This is a genomic window from Streptosporangium sp. NPDC051022 (assembly GCF_040683035.1).
GTDB lineage: Bacteria > Actinomycetota > Actinomycetes > Streptosporangiales > Streptosporangiaceae > Streptosporangium.
Window position 1 is genome coordinate 134,925 of sequence record NZ_JBFBCF010000018.1, and the last position, 22,631, is coordinate 157,555.

A 22,631-nucleotide genomic window follows, 5' to 3' on the forward strand; every position below is an offset into this window, starting at 1 on the left:
GCCTGACTCGCCGTATCTCCGGCAGCGGTTTACCTGACGCCTTGCTTTGAGCCGATATCGGGAGGCCAACTGTCGGCCGTATCCGGCATGCTGGTGATTACTTGACCGATCTGAGGTGGTGACGTGATGTGAGTGAACTGATCAGCAGGACCACTCGTGGACTGTTCCGTGATCTCATGACCGGTGTCACCGTTGGAGAGATCGAGGCGGCCTTCCAAGACGAGCTCTTCGCGCCCAGCACGACGAGCACCTACCAAGACACCAGCGTGAGGCGATCACGCACGCAGGAGTATCTCGAAGCCGTCGACTGGAGCGACGCCAACCACGTCAACAGAGTTCTGCGCGTTTTCGAGCGGCTGACTCATGGCTTTGAGCCGCAGTACAGCAGCAAGTTCTTCCAATCGCTGAAGCGCGACGGCTACCTTCTCGATGAAGAGAGCGGACACATCACGCCAGTTGGTCCACGGTTCTCCCTGGACTCACTGAAGAACCTCTCCGATGCCTCGGCGATCCGTCAGCAGCTCGGACGTATTCAGCGTGCCATCATCGACGATCCGGCACTGGCCGTTGGCAGCGCCAAAGAGCTCATCGAAAGCACGGCCAAGGTCGTCCTGAAGGAGCGAGGCCTGCCCGTGGACGACAAGGCCGACCTGCCAGCCCTGGTACGAGATGCACAACAGGCCCTCGGCCTTCACCCGTCATCAGCTATCCCCGGACCTGACGGCAGCGACGCGGTCAAGAAGATCCTTGGCGCCGTGTCGTCCATAGCGATCGGTCTGGCCGAACTGCGTAATCGTGGTTACGGCACCGGACACGGTCCAGCGAGCGTGCCGGTGGGGCTTGGGGCTCGGCACGCGCATTTGGCCGTCAACGCCGCCTTCACGTGGTGCCAGCTTGTTCTGGACACACTGGCCGATCCCAAGGCGCCTTGGCAGAAGGCTAAGAACTGAGCAATCGAGCTACCCGTTGTTCGGCCAGACGGCCAGCGAGCCCTGTGGGACTCGCTGGCCGTTTCTCTCTTGGCCCCTGCGACGTGGCCACCGTGCTGGTCGCCGACGGCGCGGGCAACCACGCCGACACCGAGACCTTCTACCTGGCCGGCCCCGGCGGCATCGAACGGCTCGGCGGCAACGACCCCAACCGGGGCCGTCACGGCGGGATCGGCGCCACTTACGAGGCCTTCACCGAACACTTCGGCTGGCACCCGCAGGAGGCGGGCAAGACGATGGCCCTGGCTTCCTACGGAGATCCGACCGCCTACCTCGCACCGTTGTTCGACATCCACGACACCCGCGTCTACGGGCGGCTGGAGACCACCCACGCCCGCGGCGTCGCAGCCCTCGCTGCGGTGACCGGCTTCGACTTCGGCCCGCCGGGCAGCCGGGGCGACCACCCGCGTGGCATCGACGCCGCGGCTTACCTCCAGGACCAGGTGGAGCAGGTGCTGTGCGCGCTGGTCCGGGTGGTCGTCTCGGTCACCGGGGTGAGCCAGGTGTGCATGGCCGGTGGGGTCGCGCTCAACTGCGTCGCCAACGACAGGATCCGACGCCTGCCCGAGGTGAGCGGCCTGTTCGTCCCGCCCCCGGCCTCCGACCGCGGCCAGGCCCTTGGCAACGCCCTGTACGGCCTGCACCGCCTCACCGGCGAACTGCCGCGCCGCCCCCTGACCACAGACTCCTTCGGCCGCTCCTACACCGACGAGGAGATCGAACTGGCCCTGAACCGCGATCCCCGCTCGGGCCTGGTCGAGCGCCGCTTCGCCCTCTTCACCTGGCGGCGGGAGAGCGACATCGCCGCCTGCGCCGCACAAATGCTCACCGACGGCCGCCTGATCGGCTGGTTCCAGGGCGGCAGCAAGCTCGGCCCCCGGGCACTGGGCAACCGCTCGATCCTGGCCGACCCGCGCAGCACCGCCGGCCGGGACGCGTTGAACGACCGGATCAAGCACCGCGAGCCCTTCCGGCCGTTCGCCCCCGCCGTACTCGACGCTCACGCCTCCCGCTGGTTCGGCCTGGACGGCCCGTCCCCGTTCATGCTGCTCGCGCCCGCCGTCCACGACGGTGCCAAGGAGCGGACCCCTGGAGTGGTCCACGTCGACGGAACCGCCCGTGTCCAGACCGTCACCCGGCGGCCTCCCCGCGCTTCGCCGTGCTCATTGAGCACTTCAGGGCCCTCACCGGCGTGCCCGTCGTGCTCAACACCAGCTTCAACGACCGCGAACCGATCGTGGAGAGCCCGGCCGACGCGCTCGCGACGTTCCAAGCCGGTGACCTGGACGCGCTGTGCCTGGGCGACTACCTGGTGGAGAAGATCTGATGAGGTGGGCGTGCTGAGACGATAGGGAGATGAGCACCCCGAGGATCCGAGAGGCGGCCCGCGCCATCGTCCTGGACGAGGACGACCGCGTCCTGCTGCTCCGCTACGACGAGGGCGACGGGGTCTTCTGGGCCACTCCCGGAGGAGCCCTCGACCCGGGCGAGGACCACCGGGCCGCCGTTCGCCGGGAACTCAGTGAGGAACTCGGCGTCACGGACGTGGAGCTCGGCCCGCAGATCGCCACTCGCACCAAGGAGCACCTGATCCAGGGAGAAACCGTCCGCCAGGTCGAGCGCTACTTCGTCGTCCGGATCCCTGCCGATCGCGTCGACCTCGCCCGCGCCACCCAGACGGACGGCATCCTGGCCTGGGAATGGTGGACGCTGGCGGACCTACGTGCCGCCGACCAGGTGGTCTACCCGATCGGACTCACGGCGCTGATCGACCACTTCCTCTCACGGCGATGGCGTGCACTCGGCCATCGTCCAGGCCACCAAGCCCACCGCCGGGCCGGGGCTGGAGATCCGGCCGATGCGTCACAGCGACGCTGATCAGGTGCTGGCCATCTACCAGGCGGGCCTGGACGACGGCCAGGCCGGCTTCGAGACGACGGCACCCAGCTGGGAGGGGTTCGCCGCGGGCAAGCTGGCGCACCCGCGGTATGTGGCCGTCGACACCGCGACCGGCCAGGTCGTCGGCCGGGTGGCCGCCTCGCCGGTCTCTGTCCGGTCTGTGTATGCCGGGGTGGTCGAGCACAGCGTCTACGCCCATCCGGGCCGCCAGGCGCGCGGGATCGGCCGGGCGTTGCTGGAGGCGTTCATCGCCGCCGACGAGGATGCCGGGATCTGGACGATCCAGGCCGGGATCTTCCCCGGCAACGCCGCCAGTCTCGCCCTGCACGACAAGCTCGGTTTCCGCGTGTCGGCACCCGCGAACGTTTCGGTTGTCACCGCGGCGTCTGGCGGGATGTGGTCATGCTGGAGCGGCGCAGCGCTGTCGCTGGACGATAGGAGTGCTCCTGCGAGGATGTCACCTCTGCCGGTCGCAGATGACGTCCCAGGGGCGGCGTTCACTCGCTCGCGGAGGCGTGACGAGCCATCTTGATCGCTGAGATCAGCAGAATGGCGGCCAAGATGGGGATGAGGACCAGATCGGGGATCACGCCGAGCAACAGGCCGCCCAGCAGGGCGCCGGTGATCGACCCGGCGGCCATGACGACGGCGAATCGCCGGTTGGCGCTCAGGACGGCGAAGCTGCCGTCTCGGCTGTAGCGGGCGAAGGCCACCAGCATGGTGGGCAGGGACACCAGCAGCGACAGGCTCCCGGCGGTCTTGATGTCGATGGCGTACAGCAGCACGATCGCAGGGATCAGCAGTTCCCCGCCGGCCACGCCCATGATGGCGGCCACCACGCCGATACCGAACCCGGCCGCGACCCCGGCGACCGTCCGCACCGGGCCGGGCAGGACCGGCGAACCCAGGGCGGTGAAATGGGTGAACAGCAGGGCAGCGGCCATGAGCGTCATCAGGACCGCCAGCACCGTGTACAGGGTGGTGGTACGCATCCGCACCGCCCAGGACGCTCCGGCCCATGCGCCCAGCAGGCTTCCGGCCAGCAGGTTGGCCGCGACCGCCCAGTGCGTGCCCAGGTCGACGAAGGAGACGGCGGCCAGGCGGGCAGGCAGCGCGGTGAGCACCACGACCAGGCTGATCGCCTTGTTCACGATGACCGCCGACAGCGCGGCGAACCCGAACAGGCCGATCAGCAGCGGCAGCCGGAACTCCGCGCCACCCAGGCCGATCATCCCGCCCAGAACGCCGACCGCGACCCCGGCGGCGAAAGCCAAAGATGGTGACCGCATCGCGCGCCCCTGCGCCGTGCTGTCGTCTTCGGTCACACCCACCATGCTCTCCTCCACCTGGGGCGTCGCCCTATTTTCCGGTAGGGATGTCAACCCGTCTGGGCGGGGGCAGGCCGAGGGTGTCCAGGTCGTGGAAGGGCCGCAGGCCGGAGGTGATGTCGGCGAGGATGAAGGCATCGCGGCCCAGGAAGTTGATGTGGTCGAAAGCGATCGGCGACAACCTGGCGCACATCTCCTCGGCGAGCGGCAAGCCCTGAACGCGTGGCTGCTTGGCGGCAGTGTCCAGGCGCGCCGTCCGGCATGACTGCCCCCTACGCCCGGCATATGCGATGTCGGGTGTGTCAGGCGCGTTTCGCAGGCCGCGGATGTCGAGATGTGAGGTATGGCAGTTATGTGCCTGTGGCTGTTCATGTGCCGTTTGCCCGATTAGAATCGACGAGTGTCAATATCGACAGAAGTCGAATTCGATATTTATCGATTCCATGAGGGCGTTCGGGGAGCGTTGCCATGACCGGCACCTACAAGCGCGACGATCTGACCATCGACCAGCACCTGGCTCTGGCCACCGCGGCCCGCCGGCTGGGCGAGGAGTTCACCGGCCTTTTCGGTACCGAGACGATCGAGCGGTTCCTGCACACCAGCTACGACCAGTTCGCCGGCAAGGCCGCGGTGGCCAACTTCCTGCCGCTGCTGGCCGAGCGCTTCGCCCGTCAGCGCCTGTACGCCCTGGCCCGGGTCGAGGGCCGCTCCGACGGGCGGCCGATCGTGTTGTTCCTGTGCGTGCACAACGCCGGCCGCAGCCAGATGGCGCTGGGCTTCTTCGAGCACCTGGCCGGTGAGCACGCCGTGGCCTGGTCGGGCGGTTCGGAGTTCGCCTCCGAGGTCAACCCCGCCGCGATCGCCGTCATGGCCGAGGTCGGCATCGACATCTCCAAGGGGTTCCCCAAGCCGTGGACCGAGGAGATCGTCCGGGCCGCCGACGTCGTGGTCACCATGGGCTGTGGGGACGCCTGCCCGATCTTCCCCGGCAAGCGCTATGAGGACTGGAAGCTCGACGACCCGATGGGCAAGGATCCGGAGTGGGTGCGCCCCATCCGCGATGAGATCGAGCACCGGGTGCGCACCCTGCTGGCCGACCTCGGCGTACCCGTACCCGGCTCGGCGCCCGACCTCGCGCCGGACTTTGCGCCGCCCCCTGCGCCCGGCCTTCGCCACTGACTTGGCCGCCCGCTTCTCCCCGTCACCCGACTGTCACCCGGCCGCTCACACCGCTTACTTATAGACGGGTGCCAATATAGATAAAGTTGGAAACCGTTACCGGTCGGGGTGGCCGAAAGGGGAGACGATGAAGCCGCTGGAGCTGCGGGAGCCGCTGGAGCTTTTGGAGTGCAGTTCGCCGCTGACGCGCGAGCCACTGAACGCCGATCAGGCGGCTGCCGTGGCCCGGGTGTTCAAGGCACTGGGTGATCCGGTGCGGCTGCGGATCCTGTCGATCGTGGCCAGCCACGCCGGCGGCGAGGCGTGCGTGTGCGACATCACCGGCGCCTTCGACGTCTCCCAGCCCACCATCAGCCACCACCTGAAAGTCCTCAAAGAAGTCGGCCTGCTGGTCTCGGAACGGCGCGCCTCGTGGGTGTACTACCGCCTGGTGCCCGAGACGCTGGCCGAGCTGTCCGGCCTGATCACCGTCCCCGCCCCCGCCTGACCGGCTCCGGAGGAACCCCCATGCCCGCTTTGCCCCCACCGTCGCCGTCGTCCGCCGGTGCACCGCATTCCGCTACGGCGAAGCGGGCGGAGGTGATCGGTGCCCTGTCGGCGCTGGATCGGTTCCTGCCGGTGTGGATCGGTGCCGCGATGGTGGCCGGGCTGCTGCTCGGGCGGGCGGTGCCCGGCCTGAACTCCGCCCTGGACGCGGTCAAGGTCGGGGGGATCTCGCTGCCGATCGCGCTGGGGTTGCTGCTGATGATGTACCCGGTGCTGGCCAAGGTTCGCTACGACCGGCTCGGCGCCGTCACCGGCGACCGGCGCCTGCTGGCCGCTTCCCTGGTGCTGAACTGGGTCGTCGGCCCGGCGCTGATGTTCGCCCTGGCCTGGATCTTCCTGCCCGACCTGCCCGCCTATCGCACCGGGCTGATCATCGTCGGGCTGGCCCGCTGCATCGCCATGGTGCTCATCTGGAACGACCTGGCCTGCGGTGACCGGGAGGCCGCCGCCGTCCTGGTCGCGATCAACTCTGTTTTCCAGGTGGTCGCCTTCGCCGCGCTGGGCTGGTTCTACCTGCACCTCCTGCCGGGCTGGCTGGGCCTGGGCGAAGGAAGCGTGCTGGAGGTCTCCGCCGTCGACATCGCCTACAGCGTGCTGGTCTTCCTCGGGGTTCCCCTGGCGGCCGGATACGCCTCCCGCCGGCTCGGCGAACGCTCCCGAGGCCGCACGTGGTACGAAACCCGGTTCCTGCCGCGCGTCGGCCCGGTCGCGCTGTACGGGTTGCTGTTCACCATCGTCGTGCTGTTCGCCCTGCAAGGCGAGGTCATCGTCTCCCGGCCGGGCGACGTGGCGCGCATCGCGCTGCCGCTGCTGGCCTACTTCGCCCTGATGTGGGGCGGCTCCTTCGTGCTGGGCAGGACGATCGGCCTGCCGTACGACCGCACCGCCACCCTGGCCTTCACCGCGGCCGGTAACAACTTCGAGCTGGCCATCGCGGTGGCCGTCGGGGTGTTCGGCGTCACCTCCGGTCAGGCCCTGGCCGGGGTGGTCGGCCCGCTCATCGAGGTGCCCGTCCTGGTGGCCCTGGTCTATGTGAGCCTGGCCGGCCGCCGCCTGTTCGCCGCCCCCTCCCCGGAGGGGGCGGCTCACCGCTGAGGAGCCCGGCGCCCGTTGCGGCGGGCGCTCAGGCGACGGTCCCAGGTAGTGGCCCAGCCGGCGGGCTCAGACAACGGCTCGGGTGGCGGTTCAGGTCGCCTTGCGGATGCGGCAGGCGAAGCACTTGTAGGCCTGCTGGCCGGACAGGTTGTCGTAGAAGCGGTCGTCGACGAGGGTGTTGGCCGCCTCATAGCGCGGATCGTCGAAGACGTCGCCGACCTTTTGCGCGGGCCCGAAGGTGTTGGGCAGGAAGATCGTGTCGATGCGGATCCCGCGCTCCAGCAGCGCGGTCGCCCGCACCGCGCCGCGGGGGCTTTCCACCATGATGGCGTCGCCGTTGGCGATGCCGTAGCGGCGGGCGGTGTCGGGATGGATCTGCGCCAGGCGGATTCCGTTGAGCCGTTTACCGGTGAAGGTCCAGTGGGTGATGCTGGCGAAGTGCGCCACGCTGGGGCGGCCGGTCATGCCCATGAGCGGAAAGCGCTCGTGCACCTCACCGTTGCCGGGCACGCCGATGCGCACCGGGTGAGTGAGCGCCTGGGGGTTGATCGGGTTGGTGACGAAGGTGTCCTCATAGGCGATGGTCGGGTTGGCTCCGGTGACCTCGGGGTGGGTGAAGAACACCGGCAGCGCCCCGTGCCCGCTGGGTGCCAGCCGCGCCTGCAGGGCCGGGGTGAAGATCTCCACCTTGCCGCTGGGGGTCAAAAAGCGCTTGTTCGCGTTGGCCGGATCCAGTGCGACGGCGGCCTGGTACCACGAGGGATGGTCCAGGTAGAGCGTGCTCACCCCCGGGTGGCTGGTGCTCGGGCACGGCCAGCGCAGCGGCTCGGCGCGCTCGCGCATCCGCTCCCGGGTCATACCCGCGGCGCCGGGGGTATGGGCGACGAAGGTCGCCCACAGGTTCTTGTAGTCCAGCCACGCCTCGGGGAAGGCATCTCGCCAGTACGACGCCGGTTTGACGCGGTCGCGGCGGGCCAGGGCGTGCGCCAGGCCGATCCACACCTCGGTGTCGGGCCGGGATTGGCCCACCCTGGGCGCGGCCGCGTCCTGCCAGCGGATGGCACGGTCGTCGCGGCGCATGTAGACGCCCTCGAACTCCAGGCCGCTGCACACGGGCAGGATCACATCGGCGTAGTAGGCCGCCTCCTCCATGAACAGGCCGGTGTAGACGTAGAAGTCGAGTTCGGCGAAGGCGCGGCGGACCTTGGCGGTGTTGGCCGACGACAGCAGCGGGTTGCCCTCGGTGATCAGCGCGCGCAGCCGGTAGGGGCGGCCGGTGAGGATGGCCTCGGCGAAGGTGTCCGGCCCGACCGGCAGGGCGGGCCCGACCTTGGGCACCTCCACGGTGAGCGGGGGCAACTCCAGGCCGCCGGGCCAGGTGTTGTGCATGAAGTTGCAGCCTGCGCCGGGGACGCCGATGTTGCCGGTCACCGCGGCGAGCATGGCGATGGCCCGGTAGGTGTCGAAGGCGCCGAGCTGGTGGGAGATCCCGGCGTTGCAGAAGATCGCGGCCGGTTTGCGGGTGGCGTACTCGACCGCCAGACGGCTGATCGTGGCGGCCGGCACGCCGGTGACCTTGGCGGCCCACTCAGGGGTGTACTTCTTGGCGATCAGGTGCTCGCGCAGTTCGTCGAACCCCAGCACCCAGCGGGCGACGAACGCCTTGTCATGCAGATTCCTGGTGATGATCTCGTACAGCATGCCCAGGATGAGGGCGAAGTCGGTGTGCGGTTTGGGGGCCACCCATTCGTCGGCGAAAGCGCTGGTCGGGGTCTGGCGTGGGTCCACCACCACCAGGCGGGCACCGGTGCGGCGGCGCTCGCGCAGCAGGTAGGCGTAGGTCACCGGGTGGGTCTCGGCCTGGTTGGTGCCCAGCAGCAGCAGGTAGCGGGCCGCGCCGAGATCCTCCTTGCCGGTGGCGCCGTCGACGCCGTAGCCGTTGGTGAAGTTGCCCAGGCCGAACGTGGCAGCCAGGGCGTTGCCGCCGGCGTCGTTGCAGACCGGGCCGACGTCGGTGTCGTTGGGGCTGCCCAGCAGGGTGAACAGCCGGTGGACCAGGGATCCGGTGCCGCGGGGCAGGCGGCCGGTGGTGCGGTTGGCGATGGCACGGGCCTCTCCCTGATCGCGCAGGCGCAAGAGGCGGTCGGCGATCGTCTCGAGCGCCTCATCCCAGGAGATGGGCTCGAACCGGGAGTCGGGGTCGCCCTTGGCTCCGCTGACGCGCCGCAGCGGGGTGGTCAGCCGCAGCGGGTTGTACAGCAGCTCGGTCATCATCGGTCCCTTGACGCATAAGTTGCCGTCTTGGACCGGATCTGCCTGCTGGCCGGTAACGCCGATCACCCGCCCGGCTTTCAGCTGCACCGTGAGCGAGCAGTCGCAGTTGCAGAACTGGCAGGCACTGGTGACGGTCTTGTCCGGGGTGAGCGCGGCCGAGCCGCGGGAGAAGTCCGGCGACGTCGGGCCGCCCGCGTCATCTTCCGGGGTGAAGGACGCCGCGGCGTGGGCGGGGCGGGGCAACAGGGTGGGCAGTGAGGCGGGCAGCGCTCCGGTGGCCAGCCCAGCACCTCCCCACAGCGCGCCGCCCAGCAGGGAACGCCGCGACGGCTGGGCTGGATGGGATGGGTTGTCCGGTGCGGAGGCGTTCGAGGTCGACAAGGCGTGCTCCCGTCCACGTGCAACTGCGTTAGAGCACCCGGCACCCGATCGGGGCCAGGCGTTGTACGAGACGTGCAAAGACCGTGCGTGTGCCGTGCGCGACACAAAGTGGCAGCGCATAGATGAGTGTCTTTATAGATCGTCTTCTATGCACGCTCCATGGTGCACAGCGCCTCGATGATCGTCAACGACCTCGCGCATCACGAGCCCATCACCATTAATCGTGGCCGTTCACGCCCCTGAAAGGGCCGCTGGCCGCAGGCGCGGCGGAACGAACGCGGCGCAGGAGACCGTTTCGGAGGATTGTGTCTGCGGCCTTGCGGAAAACCGGCAGATCCACAGGAGGGCGCCATCGGCGCGCACGCCTGAGGCGAATACGGGCGGACCGCCAACTGGCCGCCAACAGCCGTTGACGGTTGATGGTGCCTGGTGAGCCAGGCGGGTCACGCGGGATCGCGCGTCACATGCTCACGGGCTCGGCCAGTGGGGAAAACAGTGTTCCGAGGCGGGCGATGGCGGCCGGGACGATCCAGTAGTAGACCCAGGTGCCGCGCCGCTCGCAGTCGATGAGACCGGCCTGTCGCAGAACCTTCAGGTGATGGCTGATGGTGGGGCCGGTCAGGTCGAAGGCGCCGGTCAGGTCGCACACGCACGCCTCGCCGCCCTCATGGCAGGCGATCAGCGACAGCAGTCGCAGTCGCACCGGGTCGGCGACGGCCTTGAGCAGCGGGGCGAGTTCTTCGGCTTCGGCCTGGCCAAGGGGCTCACAAGCCAGCGGCGCGCAGCAGGCCACGTCACCGGCCTGGCCCGTGAGGGGCTGGATCACCGGCAACCCTTGTTTCGACATGCTTCTAACTTGACAGATTTCTAATCAGTGTTCAAGCTGGCGGCGAGCCTCTAATTAGACACTCATCTAATCAGGGGTGCGGGCGGTGGCCATCACCGCTTGCGGCCAACCGAGGAGGAATGCCATGTCCCGTGTTCAGCTCGCCCTGCGCGTGGCCGACCTGGAAGGCTCGATCGCCTTCTACGCCAAACTGTTCGGCGTCGAGCCAGCCAAGCGCCGCCCCGGATATGCCAACTTCGCCATCGCCGAGCCTCCGCTCAAGCTCGTGCTCATCGAGGGCGAGAGCGGCGCCGAGACCCGCCTGGACCACCTCGGCGTCGAGGTTGAGACCACTGAGGACGTCACCGCGGCCACCGACCGGCTGAAGCAGGCCGGTCTGGCGACGTTCACCGAGAACGACACCTCCTGCTGCTACGCCCTGCAGGACAAGGTATGGGTCCGTGGCCCCGGTGCCGAGCTGTGGGAGGTCTACGTCGTCAAGGCCGACGCCGACACCCTCGGCGCGTCAGCCACCACTCAGGATCCGGCCACGCCGTGCGTCTGCGGCCCCGCCGCTGAGCAAGCCGCCGAGCAGGCCGCGGGGCGGGGCCTTCCGGTCACCGCAGGGACGAGCGCCGGCTGCTGCTGAAGGACCACGCGCGATCGCCTTGCCTCGCCGCGACGTGCGCTTGGCGGGGCAAGGCATCACCGACCGGTCACGACGTCGTGATGACCGTGGACGCCGAGCGGTAGGGGCCCTGAGATGATCATGAACTGCGACTCGGACGAGGTCTTCAGGTAAGCCGCCGGCGCGTCGTCGCCCACCCGAACGCCACGGTCGCCACGCCGAACAGCACGATCGGTGGCAGCGGCAGCAGCCATACCGACAGCCCGAACGCCACCACCGACGCGGCCAGCGCCAGCCCGCTCAGCGACCGCAACCGTTCGATCAGGCCGGGAGCCTCGCGCGCCACCAGTACGCACACCAGACCGGCGAGGACCAGTGCGACGCCCATGACGAGCGACATGCCGGTGTTCAGGTCGTAGAGGCTGCGCCGGGGCCCGGCGAACCCGAAGTCCGAGTTCCGCATCGCCGCGACCGCGGGAGCCGTCGCCGCGACCGCGGGAGCCGTCGCCGGGTTCGCGGGGCGCAGCGCCAGCACCGCCGCGATCGTCAGGTGACCGGCGCCGGTGAGTACCCAGGCCCAGGCTCCGGCCCGGAAGGCCGAGGTGGCGTCAGGCATCGCCGGCCCGCCATCCGCGCCCGATCATACGCAGCAGGGCGGGGTGGACCCCGAGGTATCGGAAGGGTTTGACGCCGGCCGGGTAGACGGCGCCGAACCTCCCGTTGGGCTTGACCGGGACGGCCGTCTGGCCACGGTGCCCGCCGGCGGGGTCCGGGACCCAGCCCAGGTGCATCACTGTGTGGACGGTGCGGTTGGCCGGCTCGGCGGCCCACTCGTCGTGGGTCTGGTAGATCGCGGTGAACGGGGCCGCGCGCAGGTCGGGCCCGTGCGGCCAGGCGCGGAGGTCGTCGGGGCCGCCCGGCGTCGGCAGGGCCCAGACGTCTTCGACGGTGAAGTCACCGGCGATCTCGTGGATCCGCCAGGGGCGGGAGGCGTGCGCGGTGGTAGCGAGTCTCATAGTGCAACCCCGATCTATACACTGGCGTATAGATTAGAGACTAATCCATCTGTACGTCACCGTATAGTTGGGGTGCACATGAGGAGACCCACATGGCCCTGGCCCGCACCTCCCGTGGGAAGTGGATCGAGGAAGGGCTGCGCGCGCTCGCCGCGGGCGGCCCAGAGGCCGTGCGGATCGAGGTGCTGGCCCAGGCGCTCGGCGTGACCAAGGGCGGCTTCTACGGCTACTTCGCCAACCGCGACGTGCTGCTTACCGAGATGCTCGATGTGTGGGAGCGCGAGGTCGCCGAGGCCGTGATCGAGCAGGTCGAGCGGGACGGCGGCGACGGCCGGGCCAGGCTCGGCCGGCTGTTCACGATCGTCGGCGCGTCCGGCGAGTCGGTGCGAAGCCCGCTGGTCGACCTCGCGATCCGTGACTGGGCCCGGCGCGACGAGGCCGTGGCCGAGCGGCTGCGGCGCGTCGACAACCGGCGGATGGACTATCTACGCTCGCTGTTCGCCACCTTCTGCCCGGACCCGGACGACGTCGAGGTCCGGTGCATGCTCACGTTCTCGGTGCGGATCGGCGCTTATGTCGTCGGCGCCGACCACCCCGGCCGCAGCCGCGCCGACGTCATGAAACTCACCGGTGAGTGGCTGCTGCGGTAGCCCGCGAACGGCGGTGACCCACCAACGGCGATAGACCTCCCCTTCCTCACCGCCGCGCACCTGTTCATCACCATGCTGCGACATGACCGGAGGCGGCCGAGGCGGAGAAGGCCGGCCGCTGACCGAGGTGCTTGTAGACCCCCTACGGGCGGGAATGCCGGTCCGTGCGGGACCTGCTGATGCGCTACCTCAACGAACGATGACCCGCGCCGATCGGTGACCGTGGAAGCCTCCCGCCGGACATTCAGTTTCCGATAGTCCCGTACAATCATCCCAGCTCAGAGGCTAGATCTCAGGATTTTGGATCTAATCTCTCAATCGTTTGTCGGCCGTTTGCCGGCGGGATCGTCTCCGACCGGGTAACAGGGATCAGTCCACATCGACAGCGAGCGATTGTCGGGCGATTCCTTGTCTGCAGGGAAGTCGAACACCCCAGGCACGCTTCTCAGCGGCCTATTCATGCTCATTCTGACTACTCGGCGCCCATCGATCGTGTCAGCGGGATGATGTTCGGATGGGCTAGGCGCTTGCCACCCGGTTCCTCCGCGGCGACCTGGACATCCCTGTCCGGCATGCCGGTACATCATGTGGGTGCGATGGTCGGAGATCGTCGCTCAGTGTGTCATCACCTGCCCGTGCTGCCGGACCGACGTACGGCTGACGGACGGCGAAGGCACATGCAGACCGCTGCGCCATCGAGCATGGGAACAGTCCCGGCTTCCCCGCGAGGATGAGTGAGAGTGGCTCGCATCGAGTACTACGACGACCCCGGCGCTGTAGGAGACGTCAGTGCGTGGGGGCCTCCAACGGGACTCGCTCGGCCATGGCGGCCTGGAAGTGCGGGCAGGCGGGCAGGTCCTCGTGGTCGCATTCCAGTGCGCAGTCGATGAGCTCCAGCGAGGCCTGTGCCTCGGCGATGCGCCGGGCCAGCTCGGTACGGTGGCGCACCAGGATCGCATGCCGCTTCCGAGGGTCGGAGGTGTTCATCATCTCGTGGATGTCGTCCAGGCTGAATCCGGCCTCCTTGGCCCGCAGGATCACGGCCACCCGGTAGAGATCGTCCGGGCCGTAGCGGCGGCGTTCCCCGCCCACGCGGACCGGTGCGAGCAGGCCCATGGTCTCCCAATGCCGAAGGACGTGCGTGGCCAGGCCGAACCGCTCCGCGATCTCGCCGATGCTCATCATCGCATTTGACTTCATGTTGACATTAAGTCGCATGCTTAGCGCTATGTCCAAGACAACCGAATCCATGGAACCTCTCATCCGCATGCTCGACATGGCCGACTCCCTCCCGGCCGCCGTCACGCTGCGGGCCCGCTCATACGACCTGCTCGATCTCCCCGGCGGCGCCACCGTGGTGGACGTCGGCTGCGGCGCCGGGCGAGCGGTCGACGAGTTGAACGAGCAAGGCGTGCAGGCGATCGGCGTGGACCCCAGCGAGGAGATGATCAGCGTGGCCCGCCGCCGCCGGCCGGACGCGGACTTCAGGCTCGGCGACGCCCATCACGTGCCGCTCGCGGACGGCGAAGTGGCCGGCTATCGGGCGGACAAGGTCTTCCACGAGCTCGCCGACCCCGGCAAGGCACTGGAGGAGGCCCGGCGCGTGCTCGCCCCTGGCGGCCGCATCGTGCTGATCGGCCAGGACTGGGACGCCTTCCTCATCGACTCCGACGATCCGCGGCTCACCCGTACCATCGTGCACGCCCGCGCCGACCAGGTGACCAATCCCCGGGCCGCCCGCCGCTACCGCAACCTGCTGCTGGACGCAGGGTTCGAGCACGTCGCCCTGGAGATCCACACCGGCGTCTTCACCGACGCGACGATGTTGCCCCTGCTCACCGGCATTGCCGAGAGTGCTCGGGCGGCCAGGGCCATCACCGCCGAGGAGGAAGCCGGGTGGGCGGACGAGCAGCGACGACGGGCTGAGGCCGGGCGCATGTTCCTGGCACTGCCGATCTTCGTCGCCTCGGCCGTGCGGCCCGGGGACTAACGCGAGCGGCGAGGCGGTTGGCGCGGGCGTGAACAGGCAGGAGTACGTCGTGGCGCCATGGCCGCTGGCGCCATGGCCGCGCTGGACCGTGCTCTGCGCCCCCGAAGGAACCGAGTCCACCTACCTCATCCTCTGGCCTCATCCTCTGGGGCACGCCATGTCGCCGTTCGTTCAGGCCTTCGTCACACCGCTCGTCATCTTTGACCCTCCGAACGGCCGGGGTGATCCCACTCGGAGGCCTCCAGCGGTGTGGCCGTCTCCACGGGGACGACCAGCCCGGCCTTCCCGCGCGACCCGCCGGGGCTCGCGGGACCGCCGACGCGCAGCAGGACCCGGGCGGGCTCCCCCAGAACCTTCTCGGGCACCTCGTACAGGGCGAGGGTCAGGGCCGGGTCGCGGGGATCCTCCGCCGAGGCGACCAGCGGCAGTCCGGTCTCGGCGACGTAGCGGTCCCAGCCGAGGGACTCGATGGCGCACCTGCGGACCTCGACGTCCTTCTCCGCCGCGATGGCCTCGCAGCTCGGGGCCGTGATCACCCACCTCGGAACGCGGGTGCCGTGCCAGGCGTAGAGCGCGTGCCCGTCGGGCCAGGCGAGCGCGGGCCCGCTCTCGCAGTGGAGCCGCAGGTCGCCGTCACGCCGGATCGCGGCGGGACGTCCGGACATGACGACCGCACCGGCCAGGGGGATCCACCAGCCGAGCCCGCGGGTCACCTCCGCCAGCGCGTCCAGGCGTTCATCGGGTTCCGCCCCGGCCACGCGCAGGGCGGAGGTATAGAACGCGATCCAGTAGGCGTCCCGCCAGATGTCCTGGGCTCCCCACACGTACCTGGACGGCTCGGACCCGGCCCGGTCGCCGAAGTGGCCCAGGAGCTGCCCCCGCAACTGGGCGCGGAGCTGCCCCCACAGCTGCTCCCAGAGCCGGGTGCGGAGCTGGCATCGGAGCCGGTCCCAGAGCCGCTGCCCGAGCCGGTCCCTGAGCCGGCGCTCCAGGCACTCCTTGAGCTGGTCCTCGAAGTGTCCATAGTGGACGACGGGGCGTCCGAGAGCGGAGACCATCGGGAAACAGCCGGAAGGCGAGTCCACCCACACCCTGAGGCGAGGCGGCTCCAGGCCGACCAGCGCGTACATCTCGCACACGGCCCGCTCCGCCTCGCCTCTGTCGACGGGGCAGGTGGACAGGCCGTCGCGCATCCACTGATCACGGATGCCGGCGATGAGAGTCTCGTGCTCGGAGGTGAGGATGCCCTCGAAGGGGGGCAGGGGCGTGCCGCTCATCTGCTTGTCTCCGGGGTACGCGCGAAGGTTGTGTGGACGGGACGGGGTGACGCGTCCGAGGGCCCGCCGACGGCGGGACCGGGATGTTCGGCGGCGCGGCCCACCTTTCCGGGCGTTCTCCGTCCGCGGAGGGCCTTACACGTCCGTCCGCGGAGGGCCTTACACGTCCGTCCGCGGGAGGCCTCACACGTCCGCCGGTGGATGCCCCCGCGTGGGGATGGTGACCGCCGCCGCGGGCGACGGATCGGAAAAGGCCGAGTCCGGCAGAGCATCTGTTGCTTCTGCTGTCTCATCTGCAGTTGGTCATCCATCTCGGAGAATCGCTCAGGACGATCGGTGACGCCGCCGGTCCGGACTTCTCGCCGGCCGCCTCGGGACGTGTTCGCCGGATCCGCCGGGTGGCGGGGAAACGTCATGTGGCCGGGGCGAAACGCGAAGCGTGCCGGCGCTCTCCTTCGAGCGGCTCGGTTCGGAGGGGAAACCTGCGTTGTTCCGATACCGCCAGGCTCACCGAGCATTCTTGTGAGTCACTTGGAACCCGCTGGCACTTCGGGACGCCGCCGGTCCGGGCGCCGGATCTCGCTCAGTCGTGGTGCGGTGCCTGCGGTGCCAGGGGGGCGAGGTGGCGGCCGACGGCACGGGCCAGCGTCTCGACGTCGCCGCCGGGCTCGGGCTGTACGTTTCCCTCGACGAGCAGGCTGGCCAGGCCGTGCATCATCGCCCACGTGGCGATCGCGGCGGTCCAGTCGGTCGAGCCGTCCGGCATGGTGGTGCCCCTCAGCAACTGGTGCCAGGCCCGGTCGCGGGCGGCCACGAAGTCGGGGTCACGGCTGTTGAGCAGGTCGGGCACGCGCATGACCGCGAAGTGAGCGGGGTGGGCGGTGGCGAAGAGGACGTAGGCGACGCCCTGCTCGACGAGTCCGCCGGTGCCCCGGACCCGTTCCAGCTCGTCGGCCAGCAGGTGGTAGCCCTCGACCGCCATCGCGGTGAGCAGGCCGGTCTTGTTGCGGAAATGGTGAGTGGGGGCGGCGTGGGAGACGTCCGCCCGGCGAGCGATCTCGCGCAGGCTCAGCGCGACCGGCCCGTCCTTCGCGACGGCTTCCAGCGCGGCGTCCAGCAGAGCCCGCCGTAGGTCCCCGTGGTGATAGGACTGCTTGCTCACGGCGATCAGCCTACCGGGGCCGCCCCGACGCCGTAATGCCCCCCTCAGGCTGCGGACCTGCTCAATCGGAGGGGCGGCCGCCCCCGGGCTCCCGGTTCCCGCGGGAGCACCGCGGCGCCGGTCGTCCCCGGGATCGCGGCTTCGCCGGGTCCCGTCCGGCTCCCCTCGGAGGCTGGGCGGCCCGCCGCGCAGGACGGCCCGCCGTACGGGCTCGGGGGCGGGCGAATCTCGGCGGACACCGGCCCCGGAACGATTCACCCCAATCTTTCCGTTGCCAAGATTGAATCGGCGTCGTATCTTGTCGATGTCAAGTTCGGTGCCCGGGGGCCCGGTCGGCAGGGGTGGTGCCGACGGAGCCCGCGACGGCCTCGGCCGGGGACCGGCCTGCTCCGGCGGTGATCTCACGGGCCGGTGAGCGGGTCGGTGCCGACGCCGTTCACACGGAGCCGAGCCCGGACAGTGAGCGATTCGCGCCCGTCGTGGGCGGTGCGGATCGAGATCGAGTGAAGACGATGGGGGAACGTGGACGTGCAGGCTGTCAACGCGGAAAACCGTTCCGATGAGGATCGTCACGTTCTGCGAGACGTCGCCACGGCGGCGCTGGCAAGGGCCACGAGCGGGCCGGGCGACACGGCGCACACCGGCGGCGCGGCGCACACCGGCGGCGCGGGACCACGGGCCGCGGAGGGAGGGGTCGTCCCCGGCTGGGAGATCCAGCAGGGCGCGCCCTGGACCTACGTGACACCGGAGGGCGCGGACACCCGCCCGCAGGGCTGGAAACTCCACGTCTCGGCGACGCCGCTGTCGGCGCCGCTGGTGCTGGCGCGGGTGGTGGAGGTGCTGGCCCGCCACCGCTGCTCGTTCAAGTTCGCCGCCACGCTCATGGAACTGGGCGGACTCGTCTCCCGCGACCAGAACCGCGGGTCGATGGGCAAGTTCGTCACGGTCTATCCGCCCGACGACGAGGCCGCCGTGGTGATCGCCGAGGAACTGCACACCGCCACGTACGGCCTGCCGGGCCCGCCGATCCTGTCCGACCGCGCCTACCGGCCCGGCAGCCTGGTGCACTACCGCTACGGGGTGTTCTCCGCCCCCAGCGAGCTCGACAACGACGGCACCTACGCCTCCCGGTTGACCGCCCCCGACGGCACCCAGGTGACCGACGAACGCAACGCCTGGTACTCCCCGCCCGCATGGGCGCCCTGTCCCTTCGAGTCGGGACAGGTGGCGGTCAGGACCACCGCGCCCGAGGCGGTCCTGCTGGCGGACCGGTTCGTGGTGCGCCAGGCCCTCCGGCACAGCGCCAAGGGCGGGGTGTTCCTGGCGGAGGACCGGGCCGACGGCGGCAAGGTCGTGATCAAGCAGGCCCGCCCGCACCTCGGTGCCTCGCTCGACGGACGCGACGAACGCGATCTGCTGCGTCACGAGGCCCGCATGCTGGAGCTGTTCGGGCCGCTGGGAGTCACCGCACGCAAGGCGGCGCTGTTCGAGACCGGCGGCAACGTGTTCCTCGCGCAGGAGCACCTCGCCGGGACCCCGCTCAGCGTCTGGGTCGGCGAGCGGCGCCCTTCCCGGCCTGACGCGAAGTGGCGCGAGGCGGTGGTCGGCCTGGCGCGGGGGATTACGGCTCTGGTCTCGACGGTCCACGGGCAGGGATACGTGCTGCGCGACCTGACGCCGAACAACATCATGGTCTCCCCCGACGACGAGTGCCTGCTGATCGACCTGGAGATGGCCGCTGTGCCCGGCACGCCGGTCGGCCGGGCCTACACACCCGGTTACGCCCCGCCAGAGCAGGTGGGGGCCGCCCGCTATGGGGCCGCGCCCGACGCCACGGTCGACCTGTTCGCGCTGGGAGCGACCCTGTTCTTCCTGGCCACCGGCTGCCAGCCGGTGGTTCCGGAGGACCTGTCCCACGAGGTCAGGCCGTGGGAGTCCCGGCTGCGCACGCTGCTGAGCGTGGTGACCGCCGGTGACGCGACGGCGACCGCGCTGGCGCCGGTGATCCTGGGACTGATGAGGGAGGAGCCCTCCCTGCGCTGGGACCTGACCCGGGTGCGGGCGTTCCTGGACGGGATGGCCGACGGGACCGGGCCGTTTCCCGCCGCGGAGGGCGCCTACCGTCTGGGCGCGGCCGAACAGGATCGCCTGCTCGGGGACGGGCTCGCCCACGTCCTGCGGACGATATCGCCGTCCGGGCCCGCGGGCGGCGCGGCACGGCGCGGTTCCCTGTGGCACGTCACCGGTTTCGGCGCGCTCGCCGACCCGTGCGCCCTGCAGTACGGCTCGGCCGGGGTGCTCACCCTGCTCGCCGCCGCGGTGGAGCACGCGCTTCCGCCGTCCTCCGGACCGGCGACGGCGGTGCCCGCCCGGCCGGGCACGCGCGGCGACCTCCCGGGCACAGGCGGCGACCTCCTGTCGGGCTCGCACGGTGACCTGTCGGCGGGGCTGCGGCAGGCGGCGGACTGGACCGTACGCCGCCTGGCCGGCGAGCCGCGGCCCTCGCCGGGGCTGTACTTCGGCCGGGCGGGCATCGCGTGGAGCCTGTACGAGGCCGGCCGCGCGCTCGACGACGCCTCCCTGCGAGCCCAGGGGCTCGACATGGCCCGGGGCCTGCCGGATGACTGGCCGAACCCGGACATCTGCCACGGCCTCGCCGGAACGGGACTGGCCCTGCTGCACTTCTGGCGTTCCACCGGTGACACCGAATTCCGCGACAAGGCGGACAGGTGCGCCGACGCCCTGCTGAAGGCGGCCCAGCGCACCCCGGAAACCGTGCTGTGGCCCATTCCCGCGGACTTCGACTCCGCGCTGGCGGGGGTGCGGCACTACGGCTTCGGCCACGGGGTGGCCGGGATCGGCGCCTTCCTGCTGGCGGCGGGAACCGCGCTCGGCCGGGACGACTGCCTGGAGACCGCCGTGGCGGCGGGAGAGACCCTGCTGGCCGCGGCCGTCCGCGAGGACGACGCCGCCTGGTGGACGGAGGGGCCCGGCAGCGCGACCCGCAAACCCCACTGGTGCAGCGGCTCCTCCGGGGTGGGAACGTTCCTCATCCGGCTGCACGCGGCCACCGGCGAACCGCGCTTCCGTGACGCGGCCGAGGCCGCCGCGGTGGCCGTGCACTCCTACCGCCTGCACGCGGGTACGGCCGCCTGCCACGGGCTGGCCGGTGACGGGCAGTTCCTCCTGGACATGGCCGACCTGCTCGACGAGCCCGCCTACCGAGAGCGGGCCGAGGACCTGGCCGCGTCTCTGTGGGCGAGAGCCATGCTCCGCGACGGGCTGCTGGTCGTGGCCGACGAGACCGGGCACGAGGTGAGCCTCGGCTGGAACACCGGCATGGCGGGCGTCCTGGACTTCCTGCTGAGATTGCGCCACGGCGGGCCACGTCCCTGGATGGCGGACGAGCCGAACGGCGCTCCGGCGTCCGCTCCGGCCACCGGCCGGGCGTGATGACACCCGGCATGGCAGGCGCGGGCCGTACGGCGGCCGGCCTCGCGAGCGATGCGGCGGCCGGCCTCACGAGCGGTACCGCGGCCGGCCTCGTGAGCGGTACCGTGACCGGCGCCGACCGCCTTTCCGACGTCCGTCGGATCAACTTCCGCTTCTCCGGGCGCGGCCGGTATCTCGCCTGCCTGGCCGACCACGGCCACGGCCGCCTCGCCCCCGAGCTGTGGGACCTGGCCGACGCCCGGCCGGAACCCCGGGTGTTGCGCACCCGCGGCGAGCAGACTCCGATGACGGTGCCGATCGCCACCGACGACGGGCACCTCCTGCTCTGCCACGTCGGCACCGAGGGCGTGCACCGCATCGTCCTCGCCGTCCCCTCCCGGGACGACGGGCGGCCCGAGGAGCACGAGCTGGGCACCGTCCTCGGCAACGGCCTCGGGCTCGTCGCGGGGCGAGGCGGGGGAACGGCGGCCGTGGCCTTCGCGACCGGCGTCGAACAGAGCAGGGTGCTGCGCCTGTCCGGCAGGCCCGAACCGCCCGAGCTGGTCACCGTACTGCCGACCCTGGTCGGCGGAGGGATCTGGCTCGACGAGAACGGCACACGCCTGGCCGTCCGTTCCAGGACGGGAGCGGGCACGGCGGTCCTGGACCTGGCGGGCGGCGCCCTCGAACCCCTGACCGGACCGGCCGACGACGAGCACCTGCTGCTGGCCGCGCCCCGCGCGGGTGTGCTGCTCACCGCCGCCCGGCGCGACGGCGCGTACCGGCTCGGCGTACGTCTCCTGCACGACGACGGGCCCACTGTCTTCCCCGACCGGCTGAACGCGATCGAGGGCAGCGTGACACCGCTCGCCCTGGCCCCCGACGGGCGACGGCTGGCCCTGGCGGTCACCCGCCGCGCCCGCTCCCACCTCCTGCTGCACGACCTGGTCGAGGACATCACGGAGGAGAGCGACCTGCCGGGCGGGACGCTGTTCCCCCTGGCGGACTGGAGCGGCGCCCACCTGCGCCTGATCCACACCACGTCCGACCGGCCTCCCGGCCCGATCACCGTGTCCGGGCCGGCACAGCGGATCCCGTCCGCCCCCGAACCGTCCCGGACCCGCTGGGCCGGCGCCCGCGTCCACACCTATGACGGGCCCGCCGGAGCCATCGAGGCCGTCGTGTACGGCGAGCCGGTCACCGGCGCGCAGGTCGTGCTCGCCCTGCACGGTGGCCCCGAGGCGGCCTGGCAGCTCGGCTTCGACCCGCTGTTCCAGCGTCTGGCCGCCGAAGGCATCGCGGTGGTCGCCCCCAACCAGCGCGGCAGCACCGGATACGGCGCCGCCCACCGCGATGCGATCCAGGGCGCCTGGGGCGGCCCCGACCTGGCCGACATCCTCCACCTGGGACGCGCCCTGGGCGCCGCCCGAGGGCCGCTCCTGGAACGGCCGGCACTGTACGGCGCCAGCTACGGCGCCTACCTGGCGCTGCTGGCCGCCGCCGCGCAGCCGGACCTGTGGGCCCGCGCCGCGGTCGTCGCCCCGTTCCTGTCCGGGCGGGAGCTGTACGAGGACGGACCCGCCACGGTACGCACGATGCTCGACCGGCTCGGCGGCCGAGAGGAGATCCACGACGACCTCGGGCCCCGTGACCTGCTGCGGCTGGCCGATCGCCTGCGGGCGCCCACGCTCATCGTCCACGGCGAACGGGACCCGATCATCCCCGTCTCCCACTCCCGGCGCCTGCACGACCGGCTGCTCCGAGGTCGCCACCACGGCGCGGGTTCGGCCTATCTGGAGATCCCCGGCGCCGGCCACGACCCGCTGTCCGAGAGCGACGGGAAAGTCGTCCGCGACGGCCTCGTCGGCTTCCTGCGCACCGGGTCGCCCCCGTCCGCCTAACCGGCGTGGACGGGACCACAGACCCGGCCGGCTCGGGCTCGCCCGGTGGAAGAGCCCG

At 70.6% G+C, this 22,631-nt stretch carries 20 protein-coding genes and 1 pseudogene; 12 read left to right on the forward strand and 9 right to left on the reverse strand.

What is annotated here, in order from left to right; translation table 11 throughout:
• Positions 1–128: 128 nt before the first annotated feature.
• The 4 genes and pseudogenes from AB0N02_RS27180 to AB0N02_RS27195 all read left to right on the forward strand — a co-directional run bounded on the left by AB0N02_RS27180 (position 129) and on the right by AB0N02_RS27195 (position 3,420).
• On the forward strand, positions 129–950 hold the full coding sequence (locus AB0N02_RS27180) for an abortive infection family protein (RefSeq protein ID WP_363951989.1): 822 nt from the start codon (positions 129–131) through the stop codon (positions 948–950).
• A 92-nt stretch (positions 951–1,042) separates the two neighbouring features.
• A pseudogene (locus tag AB0N02_RS27185) lies at positions 1,043–2,316 on the forward strand (carbamoyltransferase C-terminal domain-containing protein).
• A gap of 29 nt (positions 2,317–2,345) precedes the next feature.
• Complete coding sequence (locus AB0N02_RS27190; protein ID WP_363951992.1) at positions 2,346–2,867, forward strand: NUDIX domain-containing protein; 522 nt, start codon at positions 2,346–2,348, stop codon at positions 2,865–2,867.
• On the forward strand, positions 2,785–3,420 hold the full coding sequence (locus AB0N02_RS27195) for an N-acetyltransferase family protein (protein ID WP_363951994.1): 636 nt from the start codon (positions 2,785–2,787) through the stop codon (positions 3,418–3,420). Before AB0N02_RS27190 ends, AB0N02_RS27195 begins: the two co-directional genes overlap by 83 nt.
• Here the strand turns inward: AB0N02_RS27195 and AB0N02_RS27200 are convergent.
• Positions 3,386–4,213, reverse strand: coding sequence for a sulfite exporter TauE/SafE family protein (locus tag AB0N02_RS27200; protein WP_363951996.1), 828 nt, complete (start codon positions 4,211–4,213; stop codon positions 3,386–3,388). The two genes, AB0N02_RS27195 and AB0N02_RS27200, sit on opposite strands and share 35 nt — an antisense overlap.
• 34 nt (positions 4,214–4,247) lie before the next feature.
• The gene (locus AB0N02_RS27205; protein ID WP_363951998.1) at positions 4,248–4,397 is read right to left on the reverse strand and encodes a hypothetical protein; all 150 of its coding nucleotides are present in this window, start codon (positions 4,395–4,397) and stop codon (positions 4,248–4,250) included.
• A gap of 287 nt (positions 4,398–4,684) precedes the next feature.
• Between AB0N02_RS27205 and AB0N02_RS27210 the strand changes: the two genes are divergently transcribed.
• The 3 genes from AB0N02_RS27210 (at position 4,685) to arsB (ending at position 7,036) form a co-directional block, all read left to right on the forward strand.
• On the forward strand, positions 4,685–5,395 hold the full coding sequence (locus tag AB0N02_RS27210; RefSeq protein WP_363952000.1) for an arsenate reductase ArsC: 711 nt from the start codon (positions 4,685–4,687) through the stop codon (positions 5,393–5,395).
• Positions 5,396–5,522: 127 nt separating this feature from the next.
• The gene (locus AB0N02_RS27215; protein ID WP_363952003.1) at positions 5,523–5,882 is read left to right on the forward strand and encodes a metalloregulator ArsR/SmtB family transcription factor; all 360 of its coding nucleotides are present in this window, start codon (positions 5,523–5,525) and stop codon (positions 5,880–5,882) included.
• A 20-nt stretch (positions 5,883–5,902) separates the two neighbouring features.
• Positions 5,903–7,036, forward strand: a complete 1,134-nt coding sequence (gene arsB, locus AB0N02_RS27220) for an ACR3 family arsenite efflux transporter (RefSeq protein ID WP_363952006.1) — start codon at positions 5,903–5,905, stop codon at positions 7,034–7,036.
• Between the two features lie 90 nt (positions 7,037–7,126).
• Here the strand turns inward: arsB and AB0N02_RS27225 are convergent, their stop codons facing one another.
• Positions 7,127–9,691, reverse strand: a complete 2,565-nt coding sequence (locus tag AB0N02_RS27225; protein ID WP_363952009.1) for a molybdopterin-dependent oxidoreductase — start codon at positions 9,689–9,691, stop codon at positions 7,127–7,129.
• A gap of 460 nt (positions 9,692–10,151) precedes the next feature.
• On the reverse strand, positions 10,152–10,538 hold the full coding sequence (locus AB0N02_RS27230; protein ID WP_363952012.1) for a metalloregulator ArsR/SmtB family transcription factor: 387 nt from the start codon (positions 10,536–10,538) through the stop codon (positions 10,152–10,154).
• Between the two features lie 124 nt (positions 10,539–10,662).
• Here AB0N02_RS27230 and AB0N02_RS27235 point away from each other — a divergent pair, with 124 nt between their 5' ends.
• On the forward strand, positions 10,663–11,166 hold the full coding sequence (locus AB0N02_RS27235; protein ID WP_363952016.1) for an ArsI/CadI family heavy metal resistance metalloenzyme: 504 nt from the start codon (positions 10,663–10,665) through the stop codon (positions 11,164–11,166).
• Between the two features lie 145 nt (positions 11,167–11,311).
• On the opposite strand, the gene AB0N02_RS27240 is transcribed toward AB0N02_RS27235, so the two are convergent.
• Positions 11,312–11,761, reverse strand: coding sequence for a hypothetical protein (locus AB0N02_RS27240; RefSeq protein ID WP_363952019.1), 450 nt, complete (start codon positions 11,759–11,761; stop codon positions 11,312–11,314).
• Positions 11,754–12,161 (reverse strand): DUF2867 domain-containing protein, encoded by a 408-nt coding sequence (locus AB0N02_RS27245; protein ID WP_363952022.1) that lies wholly within the window; start codon positions 12,159–12,161, stop codon positions 11,754–11,756. Before AB0N02_RS27245 ends, AB0N02_RS27240 begins: the two co-directional genes overlap by 8 nt.
• 92 nt (positions 12,162–12,253) lie before the next feature.
• On the opposite strand from AB0N02_RS27245, the gene AB0N02_RS27250 reads away from it, so the two are divergent.
• Entirely contained in the window at positions 12,254–12,811 is a 558-nt protein-coding gene (locus tag AB0N02_RS27250; RefSeq protein WP_363952025.1) for a TetR/AcrR family transcriptional regulator, read from the forward strand.
• Between the two features lie 786 nt (positions 12,812–13,597).
• On the opposite strand, the gene AB0N02_RS27255 is transcribed toward AB0N02_RS27250, so the two are convergent.
• Positions 13,598–14,011: a MerR family transcriptional regulator gene (locus tag AB0N02_RS27255; RefSeq protein ID WP_363952028.1), complete on the reverse strand. Its 414-nt coding sequence runs from the start codon at positions 14,009–14,011 to the stop codon at positions 13,598–13,600.
• 28 nt (positions 14,012–14,039) lie between these two features.
• Here AB0N02_RS27255 and AB0N02_RS27260 point away from each other — a divergent pair, with 28 nt between their 5' ends.
• A complete protein-coding gene (locus tag AB0N02_RS27260; protein ID WP_363952031.1) occupies positions 14,040–14,801 on the forward strand; it encodes a methyltransferase domain-containing protein in 762 nt (253 codons plus the stop codon).
• A 194-nt stretch (positions 14,802–14,995) separates the two neighbouring features.
• Here AB0N02_RS27260 and AB0N02_RS27265 read toward each other — a convergent pair whose 3' ends face one another.
• Both AB0N02_RS27265 and AB0N02_RS27270 read right to left on the reverse strand, forming a co-directional pair.
• The gene (locus AB0N02_RS27265) at positions 14,996–16,078 is read right to left on the reverse strand and encodes a DUF6745 domain-containing protein (protein ID WP_363952034.1); all 1,083 of its coding nucleotides are present in this window, start codon (positions 16,076–16,078) and stop codon (positions 14,996–14,998) included.
• Positions 16,079–16,661: 583 nt separating this feature from the next.
• The gene (locus AB0N02_RS27270; protein ID WP_363952037.1) at positions 16,662–17,240 is read right to left on the reverse strand and encodes a TetR/AcrR family transcriptional regulator; all 579 of its coding nucleotides are present in this window, start codon (positions 17,238–17,240) and stop codon (positions 16,662–16,664) included.
• Between the two features lie 522 nt (positions 17,241–17,762).
• Between AB0N02_RS27270 and lanL the strand changes: the two genes are divergently transcribed.
• Positions 17,763–20,693 (forward strand): class IV lanthionine synthetase LanL, encoded by a 2,931-nt coding sequence (gene lanL, locus AB0N02_RS27275; RefSeq protein WP_363952040.1) that lies wholly within the window; start codon positions 17,763–17,765, stop codon positions 20,691–20,693.
• A 92-nt stretch (positions 20,694–20,785) separates the two neighbouring features.
• A complete protein-coding gene (locus AB0N02_RS27280; protein WP_363952042.1) occupies positions 20,786–22,573 on the forward strand; it encodes an alpha/beta fold hydrolase in 1,788 nt (595 codons plus the stop codon).
• Positions 22,574–22,631: the final 58 nt, after the last annotated feature.

Bases quoted from the DNA above. Each gene is read 5' to 3' on its own strand.
- AB0N02_RS27190 (WP_363951992.1), top strand. From the start codon at position 2,346: ATGAGCACCCCGAGGATCCGAGAGGCGGCCCGCGCCATCGTCCTGGAC.
- AB0N02_RS27210 (WP_363952000.1), top strand. From the start codon at position 4,685: ATGACCGGCACCTACAAGCGCGACGATCTGACCATCGACCAGCACCTG.
- AB0N02_RS27215 (WP_363952003.1), top strand. From the start codon at position 5,523: ATGAAGCCGCTGGAGCTGCGGGAGCCGCTGGAGCTTTTGGAGTGCAGT.
- arsB (WP_363952006.1), top strand. From the start codon at position 5,903: ATGCCCGCTTTGCCCCCACCGTCGCCGTCGTCCGCCGGTGCACCGCAT.
- AB0N02_RS27230 (WP_363952012.1), bottom strand. From the start codon at position 10,538: ATGTCGAAACAAGGGTTGCCGGTGATCCAGCCCCTCACGGGCCAGGCC.
- AB0N02_RS27235 (WP_363952016.1), top strand. From the start codon at position 10,663: ATGTCCCGTGTTCAGCTCGCCCTGCGCGTGGCCGACCTGGAAGGCTCG.
- AB0N02_RS27240 (WP_363952019.1), bottom strand. From the start codon at position 11,761: ATGCCTGACGCCACCTCGGCCTTCCGGGCCGGAGCCTGGGCCTGGGTA.
- AB0N02_RS27245 (WP_363952022.1), bottom strand. From the start codon at position 12,161: ATGAGACTCGCTACCACCGCGCACGCCTCCCGCCCCTGGCGGATCCAC.
- AB0N02_RS27250 (WP_363952025.1), top strand. From the start codon at position 12,254: ATGGCCCTGGCCCGCACCTCCCGTGGGAAGTGGATCGAGGAAGGGCTG.
- AB0N02_RS27255 (WP_363952028.1), bottom strand. From the start codon at position 14,011: ATGAAGTCAAATGCGATGATGAGCATCGGCGAGATCGCGGAGCGGTTC.
- AB0N02_RS27260 (WP_363952031.1), top strand. From the start codon at position 14,040: ATGTCCAAGACAACCGAATCCATGGAACCTCTCATCCGCATGCTCGAC.
- AB0N02_RS27265 (WP_363952034.1), bottom strand. From the start codon at position 16,078: ATGAGCGGCACGCCCCTGCCCCCCTTCGAGGGCATCCTCACCTCCGAG.